The 14,106-nt window shown below is 51.0% G+C and carries 14 protein-coding genes; 13 read left to right on the top strand and 1 reads right to left on the bottom strand.

Going from position 1 to position 14,106, the window contains the following annotated elements:
- Positions 1–342, bottom strand: a complete 342-nt coding sequence (locus EV102420_RS15980) for a DUF1283 family protein (protein ID WP_042393607.1) — start codon at positions 340–342, stop codon at positions 1–3.
- Between the two features lie 106 nt (positions 343–448).
- Here EV102420_RS15980 and EV102420_RS15975 point away from each other — a divergent pair, with 106 nt between their 5' ends.
- From EV102420_RS15975 to EV102420_RS15910, 13 genes are all read left to right on the top strand, one after another.
- Complete coding sequence (locus tag EV102420_RS15975) at positions 449–775, top strand: YnfA family protein (RefSeq protein ID WP_042393604.1); 327 nt, start codon at positions 449–451, stop codon at positions 773–775.
- A 108-nt stretch (positions 776–883) separates the two neighbouring features.
- Positions 884–2,098, top strand: a complete 1,215-nt coding sequence (gene rspA, locus EV102420_RS15970) for a starvation-sensing protein RspA (protein ID WP_042393601.1) — start codon at positions 884–886, stop codon at positions 2,096–2,098.
- A gap of 40 nt (positions 2,099–2,138) precedes the next feature.
- Positions 2,139–3,545 carry a glucuronate isomerase gene (gene uxaC / locus EV102420_RS15965; RefSeq protein WP_042393598.1) on the top strand — a complete coding sequence of 469 codons (1,407 nt, stop codon included), beginning with the start codon at positions 2,139–2,141 and terminating at the stop codon, positions 3,543–3,545.
- Between the two features lie 24 nt (positions 3,546–3,569).
- Positions 3,570–5,114 carry an MFS transporter gene (locus EV102420_RS15960; protein ID WP_042393596.1) on the top strand — a complete coding sequence of 515 codons (1,545 nt, stop codon included), beginning with the start codon at positions 3,570–3,572 and terminating at the stop codon, positions 5,112–5,114.
- Between the two features lie 166 nt (positions 5,115–5,280).
- Positions 5,281–6,741 carry a mannitol dehydrogenase family protein gene (locus EV102420_RS15955; protein WP_042393592.1) on the top strand — a complete coding sequence of 487 codons (1,461 nt, stop codon included), beginning with the start codon at positions 5,281–5,283 and terminating at the stop codon, positions 6,739–6,741.
- A gap of 330 nt (positions 6,742–7,071) precedes the next feature.
- On the top strand, positions 7,072–9,000 hold the full coding sequence (locus EV102420_RS15950; protein ID WP_042393590.1) for a type VI secretion system Vgr family protein: 1,929 nt from the start codon (positions 7,072–7,074) through the stop codon (positions 8,998–9,000).
- Between the two features lie 82 nt (positions 9,001–9,082).
- Positions 9,083–9,739: a hypothetical protein gene (locus EV102420_RS22635; protein ID WP_042393587.1), complete on the top strand. Its 657-nt coding sequence runs from the start codon at positions 9,083–9,085 to the stop codon at positions 9,737–9,739.
- Between the two features lie 218 nt (positions 9,740–9,957).
- The gene (locus EV102420_RS15940) at positions 9,958–10,317 is read left to right on the top strand and encodes an immunity protein Tsi6 family protein (protein WP_042393584.1); all 360 of its coding nucleotides are present in this window, start codon (positions 9,958–9,960) and stop codon (positions 10,315–10,317) included.
- Positions 10,256–10,789 carry a hypothetical protein gene (locus EV102420_RS15935; RefSeq protein WP_147282689.1) on the top strand — a complete coding sequence of 178 codons (534 nt, stop codon included), beginning with the start codon at positions 10,256–10,258 and terminating at the stop codon, positions 10,787–10,789. The genes EV102420_RS15940 and EV102420_RS15935 overlap by 62 nt, the downstream gene beginning before the upstream one ends.
- Positions 10,790–10,853: 64 nt before the next feature.
- A complete protein-coding gene (locus EV102420_RS15930) occupies positions 10,854–11,432 on the top strand; it encodes a hypothetical protein (protein WP_052512376.1) in 579 nt (192 codons plus the stop codon).
- A gap of 59 nt (positions 11,433–11,491) precedes the next feature.
- Positions 11,492–12,001: a hypothetical protein gene (locus tag EV102420_RS15925; protein WP_255211690.1), complete on the top strand. Its 510-nt coding sequence runs from the start codon at positions 11,492–11,494 to the stop codon at positions 11,999–12,001.
- A gap of 91 nt (positions 12,002–12,092) precedes the next feature.
- Positions 12,093–13,214 carry a hypothetical protein gene (locus EV102420_RS22765; RefSeq protein ID WP_255211689.1) on the top strand — a complete coding sequence of 374 codons (1,122 nt, stop codon included), beginning with the start codon at positions 12,093–12,095 and terminating at the stop codon, positions 13,212–13,214.
- 285 nt (positions 13,215–13,499) lie between these two features.
- Positions 13,500–13,940 carry a DcrB-related protein gene (locus tag EV102420_RS15910; RefSeq protein ID WP_042393877.1) on the top strand — a complete coding sequence of 147 codons (441 nt, stop codon included), beginning with the start codon at positions 13,500–13,502 and terminating at the stop codon, positions 13,938–13,940.
- Positions 13,941–14,106: the final 166 nt, after the last annotated feature.

The following is a 14,106-nucleotide window of genomic DNA, read 5'->3' as shown; positions in this document are numbered from 1 at the left end:
TTAACGTCCGATTGGCCGCCCGGTGCGGCGGTCAAGGCAGCGCAGGGTATTCTCTTCCCAGTAGGCGTTGAGGTTAGCGCTCTGCTGGCAGTTATCACGTGCGTCAAACGCTACGTCGGCCTTATCAAACTCTTTCTCCACGCGGGTATTCACCTTGTGGCGCAGGTTACGCGTATCGTTCCACTGCTCTTTTTCCATCGTGGCCTGCTGGCGGCTCTGGGCACTGTCGCCGGACTCAATGATAAGCTTACTCGTATTGGCGTTGGCTGTGGCACTCATCATGCCCGCACCCAGCGTCAGCATGGCCGCCACGCAGAGGCGTTTACTAAAGGTCATGTTCATTGTTATTCCTTGGTTCGATAGAGAAGACGTGGTGCTCGCCTCCCGTTATTCTACACCATTCTTCTCAAACGATATAAGGCCGTTATCCGGAATGTTCACTACCGCCATGCTCCATACCACGCTGCTCTTTTTCATCACCGCGCTGTGCGAAATCCTCGGCTGCTTTCTGCCGTGGCTGTGGCTGAAGCGGGGAGCGAGCCCGCTGCTGCTGATCCCGGCCGGACTGGCGCTGGCGGCCTTCGTCTGGTTACTCACTTTACATCCAGCAGCCAGCGGCCGGGTTTACGCCGCCTACGGTGGGGTCTACGTCTGCACCGCGCTGATCTGGCTGCGGGTGGTGGATGGGGTCAAGCTCAGCGTTTATGACTGGCTCGGCGCGCTCGTGGCGCTCTGCGGCATGCTGATTATCGTGGCAGGATGGGGGCGCGCCTAGCGCCTTTTTTTGTGATCCAGCGAAGGTTTTCTGATCATCATACTTGTATGGTAGTAGCTCAGTTGCGTAGATTCTCTCCATCACAACCGAGATGTAAAGGATCAGAAGATGAAGATCGTAGGGGCTGAAGTATTTGTTACCTGTCCGGGGCGCAATTTTGTCACCCTCAAAATTACTACCGACGAGGGGATTGTCGGTCTGGGCGATGCCACGCTGAACGGGCGCGAGCTCTCCGTGGCGTCCTATCTTAAGGATCACCTCTGCCCGCAGCTGATTGGCCGCGACGCGCACCGCATCGAAGATATCTGGCAGTTCTTCTACAAGGGCGCTTACTGGCGTCGTGGTCCGGTCACCATGTCCGCTATCTCGGCTATCGATATGGCGCTGTGGGATATCAAAGCCAAGGCGGCCAACATGCCGCTCTATCAGCTGCTGGGCGGTGCCTCTCGTGAAGGGGTGATGGTCTACTGCCACACTACGGGTCACAGCATTGATGACGTGCTGGAAGATTACGCCCGCCATAAAGAGATGGGTTTCAAAGCCATTCGCGTGCAGTGCGGCGTGCCGGGAATGAAAACCACCTACGGCATGTCTAAAGGTAAAGGCCTGGCCTATGAGCCTGCGACTAAAGGTCAGTGGCCGGAAGAGCAGCTCTGGTCAACGGAGAAGTATCTCGACTTTACGCCGAAGCTGTTTGACGCGGTGCGCAGCAAGTTTGGCTTTAACGAGCATCTGCTGCACGACATGCACCACCGCCTGACTCCCATTGAGGCGGCGCGCTTCGGCAAGAGCATTGAAGAGTTCCGCATGTTCTGGATGGAGGACCCGACCCCGGCCGAGAACCAGGCCTGCTTCCGCCTGATCCGCCAGCACACCGTGACCCCTATCGCGGTAGGTGAAGTCTTTAACAGCATCTGGGACTGTAAGCAGCTGATTGAAGAGCAGCTGATTGACTATATCCGCACCACCATCACCCACGCGGGCGGCATCACCGGCATGCGCCGTATCGCCGACTTCGCCTCGCTTTATCAGGTGCGTACCGGCTCCCACGGCCCGTCGGATCTCTCGCCGATCTGCCACGCGGCAGCGCTGCATTTCGACCTGTGGGTGCCGAACTTTGGCGTGCAGGAGTACATGGGCTACTCCGAGCAGATGCTGGAGGTCTTCCCGCACAGCTGGACATTCGACAACGGCTACATGCACCCCGGCGAGAAGCCCGGCCTCGGCATTGAGTTCGATGAGAAGCTGGCAGCGAAATATCCCTACGACCCTGCCTATCTGCCGGTCGCCCGCCTCGAAGACGGCACCCTGTGGAACTGGTAAAAAAAATCACATCCCTATAGCGTTTATTTGGAGATAAAACATGGGCTTCATTAGCGATCGTTTTATGATCGGTAATGAAGTCGGTGCTCGGCTATATCTGGACATAGCAAAAGATCTGCCGATCATTGACTATCATTGCCATCTCGATGCAAAAGATATTTACGAAAATAAAAGTATTGAAAATATTACCCAGCTCTGGCTTGCAGGTGACCACTATAAATGGCGGGCGATGCGCGCCAACGGCATCGATGAATATTATATTACCGGTGATGCTACTGATGAAGAGAAATTCAAAGCGTGGGCAGAGACGGTAGAGGCCGCATTTGGCAATCCGCTTTATCACTGGACGCATTTAGAGCTTAATAAATATTTTGCCTGCGACGAAACCCTCGATAGCCAGAGCTGGCAGCGTATTATGATGCATTGTAACCGCCACATAAAAGAGGGCGGTTTTACGCCTCGCCAGCTTATGGCGCGCTCTGGCGTTGAGGTGATTTGCACCACCGATGCGCCGCTGGATTCATTGGAATATCATCGTCTCCTGCAACAGGATGATACCTTCCCAATTAAAGTGTTACCGACTTTTCGTCCCGATGACGTATTTAATGAAGATCCGCAGCAGTTTAAAGCGTTCGTTGCCAGGCTTACTCAGCAAACGGATATTAATATCGCAACGTTCAAGGATTTCTCTGACGCTATCGAAAAGCGCGTGGAGTGGTTCCACGAGGCGGGCTGCCGTATTTCCGATCATGGACCGGTCAACATTGACTACCGTACCGCCGAACCTGCATGGATCAATCAGCTATTTATGCGCAAGGCAGCGGGAGAGCCATTAAGCATTATTGAAAACGTTGAATTAAACAGCGCGCTCTTTGTGATGCTGGCCGGGCACTACAAGGCCAGGGAGTGGGCAATGCAGATCCATTTTGGGGCGATCCGCAATAATAATAGCCAAATGCATCAACGTATTGGCATAAACAGCGGGTTTGACTCCATCAACGATCAGTCGGGTTTGGCCGCCTCACTCAATCAGTTACTGGATGCGATGAACCGGGCGGGTTCACTTCCCCGAACCATTCTGTATAACCTCAATGCCAGCTATAACGATGTGGTTGCCACCACTATCGCCAATTTCCAGCATGGCGAGAAAGGTGTGAAGTCACCTATTCAATTTGGCTCGGGCTGGTGGTTTAACGATACCCGCCGTGGTATGGAGAATCAATTAATAACCCTCGCAGAACAGGGATTGCTAATGAATTTCATTGGGATGCTAACCGACTCACGCAGTTTCGTCTCCTACACTCGCCATGACTATTTCCGCCGTATCCTCTGCAACCTTATTGGCGGATGGGTTGAAAAAGGTGAGATTCCTGACAATCGAGAAATATTGACGCGGATGATCAGAAATATTTGCCACGACAACGCTTGTCGCTATTTCAGATTCTAAAACGCTTTCCGATGAGGATAGAACATGACTCGTACTACAAGAAAAATAACAATTCCGGTCAGTATAGGCTATGGCCTGACAGATATTATGGGCGGGGGGGCATTTACGGTAATCGGTGCCTGGCTACTCTTTTTTTATACGACATTTGTTGGGTTATCGCCGATAGAGGCTGCAACCATTGTAGCGGTGGCGCGAATAGTCGATGCGATTGTCAGTCTGTTTATGGGCAGCTTTACCGATCATTTTTATAAAAACACGCTGGGTAAAAGGTTTGGCCGGAGACGATTTTTTCTGTTAATTGGCGCGCCCCTCATGCTGGTCTATACCCTACTCTGGGTTACCGGCATGAGTTTCTGGTTCTATCTGGCGGTTTACCTTGCCTTTGAGGTTATTGCTGCGATGGTTCTGATTCCTTGGGAAACGCTACCGTCAGAGATGACTAAAGAGTTTAACTCACGTACCAAGCTTTCAACCTGCCGTATGTTTCTCTCTGCGCTGGGCACGTTTTTGGCAACGTTTATTCCAGGCCTGCTGATCGGCCATTTCGGTGAACACGATCCCAATGCCTATTTTATCAACGGCGTCGTTTTTGCGGTACTGTTTATGATCTGCGTATTCATCTCCTGGAAAGTAACGTGGGAGCGGGAGCTGACGCCGGAGATGCTGCAAGAGCTAGAACGTACCCGCTCGCCAGCAACCTTTACTGAAAAACTCATTGGCGTAGGGCACCTGTTCAAAGAGTATGGCTCGACGTTGAAAGTACGGGCCTTTAGAAAACATTTGGCTATCTATCTCTTTTCATTCACGGCGAAGGATGTCTACAACACGGTTTTCGTTTTCTTCTGCGTCTACTGCCTAAATGTCTCCTCATCTCTGGCAGGTACGCTGCTGTCGATGAGCATCGTCGGGCTGCCCGTCACGTTAATTGCCGGGGTAGCGATAATAAAATATGGTCCTTCCCGGCTCTATATTTTTGCCTACACGCTAATGATGTTGTGCCTGGCGGGGCTGTTCCTCGTCTATCAATTCCCGATGGGCAATAAGGTGACGGTTCTTGTGATCCTGGCGGCGCTGTATCAGGTGGGACGCTGTGTACTGGAGTTCACGCCCTGGAACGTTTTCCCATTCATTCCGGATATTGATGAGATGATCACCCGCCAGCGTCGCGAAGGGCTCTTTGCTGCGGTGATGACCTTCTCCCGAAAAACTACGGTAGCTATCGCTACGTTTATCGTAGGTCTGATGTTGCAAAGCGGCGGCTTTGTGAAGGGAAGCCAGGTTCAACCGGAACAGGCTATCACCACCATTGCGACTTTGCTGTTTGCCGGGACGGCAGGATTACTGATACTGGCCCTGTGGCAGGCGGTGACCTTCCATTTAAATAAGCGCACCCACAAAATTTTTGTCGATGAGGTGGATCGCCTGAAAGCACACGGTGCTAAAGCGGATGTAACCCCGGAAACGCGTAAAATTGTTGAGGATCTGACTGGCTATTCCTATGAAGCGCTGTGGTGCGATCCCGACGTTAAGCCGTTAAAAACGGTACGCTCGGTAACAACGTTAAGTTAATGCATCGGTGACGGCCCACCATAATAGCCCCGCACTATGGCAGGCTGTCACATAACTAAGTAATGATGTCATACCAATTGCTAAAAGCTTAATTCAGGTCAAAACATACAACCATACAAGCGTTACTCTCGATGCGTCCTGATCTCATCAAACCATAGGTCATATAATGCAAAACACGCTCTTAACGGCAAAGGCTACGCTGCCTGACTACGATCGCACGAAACTGGTTCCCCGTATCGTCCATTTAGGTTTTGGTGCATTTCACCGCGCCCATCAGGGCGTCTATACGGACATCCTGGCGGCAGAGCACAACAGTGACTGGGGATACTGCGAGGTCAACCTGATCGGTGGCGAGCAGCAGATTGCCGATCTTAAGCAGCAGGATAACCTCTATACCGTGGCGGAGATGTCCGCCGATGCCTGGACGTCGCGCGTCGTCGGGGTGGTGAAACGTGCTCTACACGCTCAGGTCGACGGCCTGGAAACCGTGTTTGCCGCGCTCTGTGAGCCGCAGGTGGCGATTGTCTCTCTGACCATCACGGAGAAAGGTTATTGCCATGCGCCTGCCACCGGCGAGTTAATGCTGGATCATCCATTGATCGTTGCCGATCTGCAAAACCCGCAGCAGCCAAAATCCGCACCGGGCGTTATCGTTGAAGCGCTGGCCCGCCGCAAAGCCGCTGGCCTGCCAGCCTTTACCGTGATGTCCTGCGATAACATGCCGGAGAACGGTCACGTTGTGCGCAACGTGGTCTGCGCCTACGCTCGGGCAGTGGACGCTGAGCTTGGCGAGTGGATTGCGCAAAACGTTACCTTCCCGTCAACCATGGTGGACCGTATCGTTCCGGCCGTAACGGCGGATACGCTCGAAAAAATCGAACAGCTGACCGGCGTACGCGATCCGGCGGGCGTGGCCTGTGAGCCGTTCCGTCAGTGGGTAGTAGAAGATAACTTCGTTGCCGGACGTCCAGAGTGGGAGAAAGCAGGCGCGGAGCTGGTGGCTGACGTAGTGCCGTTCGAAGAGATGAAGCTGAGAATGCTCAACGGCAGCCATTCGTTCCTGGCATACCTTGGCTATCTGGCCGGTTACCAGCACATCAACGAGTGCATGGAAGACGAAAACTATCGCCGCGCTGCGCATGCGCTGATGTTAAACGAGCAGGCACCGACGTTGAAGGTGAAGGGCGTCGATCTGGCTCACTACGCGGATCTGCTGATTGCTCGCTACAGCAACCCGGCGCTGCGCCACCGTACCTGGCAGATCGCGATGGACGGAAGCCAGAAGCTGCCCCAGCGTATGCTGGATTCCGTTCGCTGGCATCTGGTGCACAACAGCGACTTTTCCCTGCTGGCACTGGGCGTGGCGGCTTGGATGCGCTACGTTGGCGGCGTAGATGAGCAAGGGCAGGCGATTGAGGTCAGCGATCCGCTGCTGTCTACTATTCAGCAGGCGGTGAACGGCAGCGAAGAGGGCGAATCCCGCGTGATGGCGCTGCTGGGCATTGAAGCGATCTTTGGTAAAGAGCTGCCGCAGGAGCGTGCTTTCGTGGAACGGGTCCAGCAGGCCTATCAGCAGCTGCTGACTCAAGGGGCGAAAGCCACCGTTGCGCAGTACGCGCAACGTTAATCAAACACCATTTTCAAAACGCAATGCCGATCGATTAACAGCGATCGGCATTTTTTGTTTTTCTGGCCTCTAAGGATTTCCTAATGCGATATTTATCAAATTATTAGCAGCCGTTGCCGCTGGGCCATTTTTGTCATTTGCCGTTTCGCAGTATACGGCGCCTGAGTGACCTGGCGATCTTCTCTCTTCGTTATCCTACCCAGCTATTAAGTCCACGCTTTGCCTTCTGCATGCTTCTGCAAGGAATAACCTGCTTACATCCTGCTAGTGCAGCCCGCCAGGTAGTCAGGGTATAGATCCGCTCTATTTTGCTTAAAGGGATCAGGCATTTTGCACAATCGAATAACCGTTCAGCTTCCCGTTGAGGGGCTGCTTTTCTGGAAACTCTCTGGCCGTGAGGCGATGTCCGAGTCGTTTGAACTGACGCTAACCGTGCTCGGCACCGATGCCCGTCTGGATCGCAGCATGCTGCTGGGCCAGCCGGTGACCATCACCATCCCGACGCAGAACCCGCTGTCTCCGCGTTACATCAACGGCAAAATCACTAAGGCGGCCGTGAGTGCGGTGGAGCTGACCGGTAAACGCTATGCGGCGTATAAGCTGACCGTCGAGCCGGACCTGTGGCGGATGAAGCGTGACCGCAACCTGCGCATCTTTCAGGGCCAGACGGTGCCGCAGATCGTCAACACGTTGCTGGACGAGTTTCAGGTCAGCGTGGAGAGCAGGCTTACCGGCAGCTATCGGGTGTGGGACTACTGCGTACAGTATCAGGAGAGCAGCTTCGCGTTTATTAGCCGTCTGATGGAGCTAGAGGGTATTGCTTACCATTTCCGTCATGAGGCGGACAGGCACACGCTGGTGCTGACGGATGCAGCCGTGCAGCATCAGCCCTTCAGCGGCTATGAAATCATCCCCTACCACGTGACGCCGTCGGGCGGCAGCACGGACGAAGAGGGTATCGGTCAGTGGGCACTGGAGGACAGCGTGACGCCGGGGCTCTACAGCCTGGACGACTACGACTTCCGCAAGCCGAATGCATGGCTATTGCAGGCGCAGCAGAACGCCGTCTCACCGCAGCCGGGAAGCATCGATGTCTATGACTGGCCGGGGCGCTTTGTTGAGCACGGCCACGGCGAGTTTTATGCCCGCATCCGCCAGGAGCGCTGGCAGGTGGAGCATCGGCAGATACACGCCACCGCCACGGCAATGGGCATCGCGCCGGGGTACATCTTCACCCTGAGCGATGCGCCGTTCTTCAGCGATAACGGCGAGTATCTAACCATCTCCGCAACCTATGAGTTTGTGGAGAACCGCTACGCCAGCGGCTCCGAAGATGACACCGTTCACTCTACCGTGTTTACGGTCATCCCGGCGTCGGTGGTGTTCCGTCCGGCGCAGACCGCCCCGTGGCCGCGAACGTACGGCCCGCAGACGGCAAGGGTAGTAGGGCCGGAGGGCGAGAGCATCTGGACGGACAGATACGGCCGGGTGAAGGTGAAGTTCCACTGGGACCGGCTGGCGAAAGGAGATGATACCAGTTCGTGCTGGGTGCGCGTCTCCAGCGCGTGGGCAGGTCAGGGCTACGGCGGGGTGCAGATCCCTCGCGTAGGCGACGAGGTGGTGGTGGATTTTATCAACGGCGATCCGGACCGGCCAATCATCACCGGCAGGGTATACAACGAGGCGAGCATGCCGCCGTGGGCACTCCCGGCCGCTGCCACGCAGATGGGATTCATGAGCCGCACCAAAGATGGCTCGCCGGATAACGCCAACGTTCTGCGCTTTGAGGACAGGGCGGGAGAGGAGCAGGTGTGGATCCAGGCCGAGCGGAATATGGATACCCTCGTCAAAAATGATGAGTCACACAGCGTGAACGGCGCGCGCAGCCACTACGTGCGCAAAAATGAACTGCACCGCGTTGAGGCTAATCATACTCAGGCAGTGAAAGGAGAAAGCGAGATCTTGACCGGGAAGGGGAAATTGGACGCGGCGGTGGAGCAGTATGTCATTGCCTCGGGTACGAAGCTACGTCTGGTCTCCGGGGAGAGTGCAATCGAGCTGAACGCCAACGGCAAGATTAACCTAATCGGCAAAGAGTTTAATGTCTTTGTTGAGGGCGAAGGGTATATAACCACCGGCGGCAAGATTCACCTTAACGTATCCGGAACCCAGCCAGGAACTACCGCGCCGGGTGCAGGACATAAAAGTGATATTGAGGAGGCGGTGCGGGCGCATTTCACGCCGCCTTTGACAACCTAAAGATATAAACACCTTATAAATAGGACGTGTTGCAGTGAACATTAAGCTATTTATTTTTTGGGTCTTAGCTAGTGCGTGTAGTATGCCTGTCATCGCGCAAGACGATTTTACTGGCCAATGGCACGGAGAAAACAAAGAACTATCAATGTTAGATTTATCATTGAGTCAGAAAGATAACAGATTAACTGGAACCTATTGTTATATCGCCCAGGCGGGTAATCGTATTGATTGTCCGCCAGATAATGAAATAAACATTCATGGCATAGTCAGAAATGGCAAGGCAGAAGTCGTGTTTAGTTCGTCATTCGGGGGTAAAAGCGGTCATGCGGAGCTTGAACTCAATGGTGAACAGATGAAGTGGCAGGTTATAAAAGCGCCAGTCCATGGCGATTACTATGCCCCACTGAATTACGTTCTCACCCGGCAACCGCCTGCTACCTCTTCGATCACACGAGAATTTTCAACAAACAAATTCACTGTTACGATTACCAGTCACTGCGGCGATTTTAACGCTCCGTGTAATGACATGTCTTACTTGGGCGTGCGTAGAAGTGATAACAGCGTGATTGCACTCAAAGGTAAGACGCTGCAAAACTTAGCAGGTGAGGTAGTGGGTGCAGAATTTAATAATGGAAATGTTAGTTACAAAGTGGCCTATAAACCAGTGAAACTGACAGTTAGCGAAGGTGACAGGGTGTTGGTAGAACAGGCCGGTCAGTGGGTCAACGGAACGTTGTGATTTTTGTATCAGATTAAAACTCAACCCTGAGTATGTGCTATAAGGTAAGATAAGGTGAATTTTAGTTAAAGAGGTTACAATGATCGAAGGTCAAAGCGAGCTAATAATTACTATTCGTTACGCAGAACGCCTCCTGGAATTTATGCCAATGAGTTTCTGTAATTTAATGCCGAGCAATAGCAAAGCCACTAATTACATTGTGAATATTGAGGTGTTTGATGAACAAACAAAGTTATACGGCGCTGGATTATATCAATGATGCTATCCATGCAGTTAGCAAACGAATTTCAAGTAACTCCGAATTCCCATTGTACACCTTGGCCAAAGAACAGCTGGAATATATTAAGAGCATTTTGATTGGGACTGAAAGCGATAAAAGCAAGTTACATACGCTAAACCTTGGCGCACTGGCATCTAAAGAGTTTGAAACTACCGATGAGGAGCTTGCCGGGCATCTATCAAATGCAAATTATATAGCCTCACAAATGGCACAGGGCTTAAAGGTTATTCTGCCCCATGAGCAAGATGCTGAGTATCTTAAAAGACAAAAGCGATATAAAAAATTCAACTCCAAGTAGCCTTTCAAAATTTTTTATCAAAAGGCAGGCGATGTTAACATTAAAATATAAAATCAAGGGCTTGTCGGGACTGCTGTTGCTGCTCATCAGCGCTTCGCTTTATGCTGAAACGGTCTACCACTATGAGCCAGAAAGCGTTACGATCGTCGGTAAAGTTGTTGAAAAGCAGTTTGCCGGGCCGCCTGGCTATGGCGAAAACGCTAGCGATAAAAAGGTGACGGTGACGGTGCCGGTTGTCATCCTGGCAGAACCGGTTAGCGTGTTACCATCGGCAGACACAGAGGATGACGATCCTGATAACCAGCCTGAACAGGAAGTCAGGTCGATGCAGGTATTTTCATACCAGGGGCCAGTAACGGTTTGCGGATGCGCAAAGCTGGAAGGAACCCTGATGCATCAGGTGTCGGCCGATCATTACACCAAGGTTTTATTAATTGTCAAAAATGCTCAAAAAATAGCAAACTGTCAATAACACTAAGCGCAGGCTTAATCTGTGCGGTTTAAGTTGAATTATGGGATTTTAAAGGACACGCAGTGTGAATAAAATAAAAAATCTATTGAACTATCTTTTTCTGCTTTCAACGACCTTCTGTCTGCCCAACGTTGTGATTGCGGGACAAACTACACAACCCATCGACGCGCCCTTGAGTAATACCTTAACCAAAGGTGATTTTTCTGTAACCATAAATAATCACTCCGTCTCATTAGGTGACAGATGGAACAATAATCTTGCCGCTGAGATAGGGATAGTGGACAGCGGAACCTTTGTGGGTAAGGTTCCATTTGATGATACAAATTATAAATTTTATCAGCATAAAAAGCCCGGTGTAGAACTTTATAGCGCCAATCTTTGGTGGGATAAGGCTGAAAGAAGTGTCGATGATTATATTGTCGCACAGATTACTGTAACGGCACCCGATATTGCTACCCCGCGTGGTATCCATGTTGGAACAAGCGTTGATGATTTGCGAAAATCATACGGAGCGGGGCAAGATCAAAATGATGACGGGGAAGAGTGGATCTCTTATGAGACTGGAGCAAAGGTGCTCTCTTTCCAAATCAAAGATAATAACGTTCTGAAAATAACAATGAATTATGATAACGGTTCAGAGTGATTGTATTGTCTCAGCGTAATGCACGCTTGGCGTACGAAAGTTATAGGGGCAGAGGGATTGTGAAAAGTATCGATACTATTAAAAGAGGTTTGGCAATTGCCATGCTGCTCTCTACAGGAATGGCAGAGGGAAGCGAACAGTCACAAAATATATGGCAGTTTATTCCAGCAGCACGCTCGGCTATAAAAAGCTTGTCTATTGACAATTTGGATGACTCATTGCTGACGTTCAGATTATCTCATGAAAATGAGTATATAAAATTTTATACGGCTGAGCCTGTCAAGCTTGCGGATGGCCTACTAATTGCTGACATTGAGTTGCGCTTAAGTAAAAGTCGACAAGATATGACTCCTCTGTTGGTTTTTTCGCCTTATAATCAATGCGTTACTCTTGCAAGCATCAAAGAGCATTATCATGATTTGAACATTACAGACTATCCTCGTGGGCGCTCAGAAAAGGAGGTCACCAGCTTTACTACGCCTGCGGATACCAACGGCCAAAAAATCAGTTTCAGCTTTACGGTAAAAGATCCTGACTGCCTGGCCAGGGTAGTGATTGCAGGTGATTAAAAGCCAGTAATACATTGCCATCAAAGGTGGGTAGAAATTGAAACCCTTCCTGATAGAATAAACAGTTCAAAAGCGCATGGAAGGTGTAGTTATGTTTAAGAGGTATCTTCTGCTCCCGTTCTTCTCAAGTTTACTGTTTATGTCGCCTGTGGCATTAAGCTCAATCGATCTCACAAAATATAACCAGCTACAGCAGGTTTCAGCTTCCCTCAGCGATAAAGAGATTAAATCCAAACTCCAGGACACGCTGGGTGAAGACTATGACGCCTTCGTCGAAAATTTTGATGTCTTTGGCGAGCCTCGCCAGACTTCGGACGGCGGGCTTTTTATTGAAGGTTGGCTAAACGATCTCTATCTCGAAAACGCCTCTGCTTTCGTTATTTACCCGAATGGTAAAGTTTATGCAGGGTGGGTCACGCCAGATGCGCAAATCATTCAGTACAAAACGAATGATAATGAGCATCATGAGATTGATCCTGCTATCAAAGCGTGGGCGGCACGCTTCAAGGGGATGAGCTTTACTCTGGCAGAGGAAAAGCGCGGAAAAGGATCTGAAGTGGACTCTTTTACTACTGATAAATTTATCATCAAAGTGACTACCCAGTGCCAACCCGATGGCCAATGTAACGATGCAACCTACCATGGCAAACGGAAAAAGGATGGTGCGGAATTAACCCTTCGTGGCAAGGCATCAAGGGCGGAGTGCGATTCCGATTCATGCCCGATTATCAGCTATGAATTCAAGAATGGGCAGGTGGTCTATATGTTGAGTAAAGTTAATAATAGCCTGACCGTTATAAGCAATAATAAGATTGTTCTTGATGAAAAGGGCGTCTGGTCAAAAGAGACAAAGGCAAATGCTGAAAGCAATTTCACCGGTCGCTGGGAGGGTGAAGATGCAGGGCAATCTACGTTGAATTTATCATTAAATCAGACAGGCAATGTCTTGACCGGAACCTATTGCTATATTACGCAGGCCGGAAATCGTATTGACTGCCCCGGAGATGAGGAAGATAACATTCATGGTTTAGTTAGGAACGGCAAGGCAGAGATTGTATTTGATTCGTCATTTGGGGGTAAGAATGGACGCGCGACGCTTGAACTTGATGGAGCAAAAATGAAATGGCATCTTGTTAAAGCGCCGATGAAGGGAAATTACTACGCGCCCAACAGTTATGATTTAACCCGACAATCTCTCCCGGTAATGCCTTAACCCACCGTAACGCTCATTAATAACAGCGTCAATATTAGCACCCCCTGTAATAGCTTGCGTTATTCAGGGGGTGAATAATTCATAACAAGCAATAGCACTTTAAAACAAAACGCGGAAAAACCCAGCGGGTAAAGTACAGGTACATTTTTATTGATTGAAATGTTCATTAGAACCTTAATCAATCGTTATTAGCTGTAAGAGTAATAAATCTCTCGCCTTTGCATGCATTGCATCGATATTAAATAAGACGGATTTTATTACTGGCGCAGGAGCAAAGCCTAAATGATGAAATATACCCTTCAGGAAGGGACCTTTTCCCTTTTTCCTGCCACCTGGCAGGATACCAGCATGACTATTCTGCGTGATGACGAAAGCGGTTTATCCGTGGTGATCAGCCGGGGCACTATCCCAGAAGGCAGCAATGCCGAAAAAGAGTTTCAGCGCCAGTGGGACGTGCTGCGTACGCAAATGGGTGAGATGACCCAGAGTGACTTTCAACGCTTAACCGCAGGCGCGGGTGGCAATATCCCTGCGACAGAGGTCGAAACCACATTCGAGCGTAACGGCCAGCGCATGTGGCAGCGGCAGCTAGCCGTAGAGGTGCCGGATAAACCCGTGCTGATGATTTTTACCCTTTCTGCGCTGCGTCCCTTCACTGACGAAGATGGCGAGCGCTGGAACACCCTGAAACAGACCCTGACGCTGCATAACACCCGGAGCGTCTAAAGGATGAGCGACAATTACGCGGCCCGGCAGGGCGATGAGATTATTCATTCCTCCCTCTTCGCTGATATCACCAGTGTGCTGGCTGAAGGCATGGCGTATGCCGCCATCGGCTCGGCCGTGGCGGCGGCGGCCACCGTGGCGGCCCCGCTGCTGGGCACAGGGGCGG

Source organism: Pseudescherichia vulneris NBRC 102420, from assembly GCF_000759795.1.
GTDB classification, from domain to species: Bacteria; Pseudomonadota; Gammaproteobacteria; order Enterobacterales; family Enterobacteriaceae; genus Pseudescherichia; species Pseudescherichia vulneris.
The sequence above is the reverse complement of the archived record's forward strand: the minus strand, read 5'-3'. Positions and strand labels throughout refer to the sequence as shown.

Coding starts and splice junctions, on each gene's coding strand:
- EV102420_RS15980 (WP_042393607.1), bottom strand. CDS start 342: ATGAACATGACCTTTAGTAAACGCCTCTGCGTGGCGGCCATGCTGACG.
- EV102420_RS15975 (WP_042393604.1), top strand. CDS start 449: ATGCTCCATACCACGCTGCTCTTTTTCATCACCGCGCTGTGCGAAATC.
- rspA (WP_042393601.1), top strand. CDS start 884: ATGAAGATCGTAGGGGCTGAAGTATTTGTTACCTGTCCGGGGCGCAAT.
- uxaC (WP_042393598.1), top strand. CDS start 2,139: ATGGGCTTCATTAGCGATCGTTTTATGATCGGTAATGAAGTCGGTGCT.
- EV102420_RS15960 (WP_042393596.1), top strand. CDS start 3,570: ATGACTCGTACTACAAGAAAAATAACAATTCCGGTCAGTATAGGCTAT.
- EV102420_RS15955 (WP_042393592.1), top strand. CDS start 5,281: ATGCAAAACACGCTCTTAACGGCAAAGGCTACGCTGCCTGACTACGAT.
- EV102420_RS22635 (WP_042393587.1), top strand. CDS start 9,083: ATGCCTGTCATCGCGCAAGACGATTTTACTGGCCAATGGCACGGAGAA.
- EV102420_RS15940 (WP_042393584.1), top strand. CDS start 9,958: ATGAACAAACAAAGTTATACGGCGCTGGATTATATCAATGATGCTATC.
- EV102420_RS15935 (WP_147282689.1), top strand. CDS start 10,256: ATGAGCAAGATGCTGAGTATCTTAAAAGACAAAAGCGATATAAAAAAT.
- EV102420_RS22765 (WP_255211689.1), top strand. CDS start 12,093: ATGTTTAAGAGGTATCTTCTGCTCCCGTTCTTCTCAAGTTTACTGTTT.
- EV102420_RS15910 (WP_042393877.1), top strand. CDS start 13,500: ATGAAATATACCCTTCAGGAAGGGACCTTTTCCCTTTTTCCTGCCACC.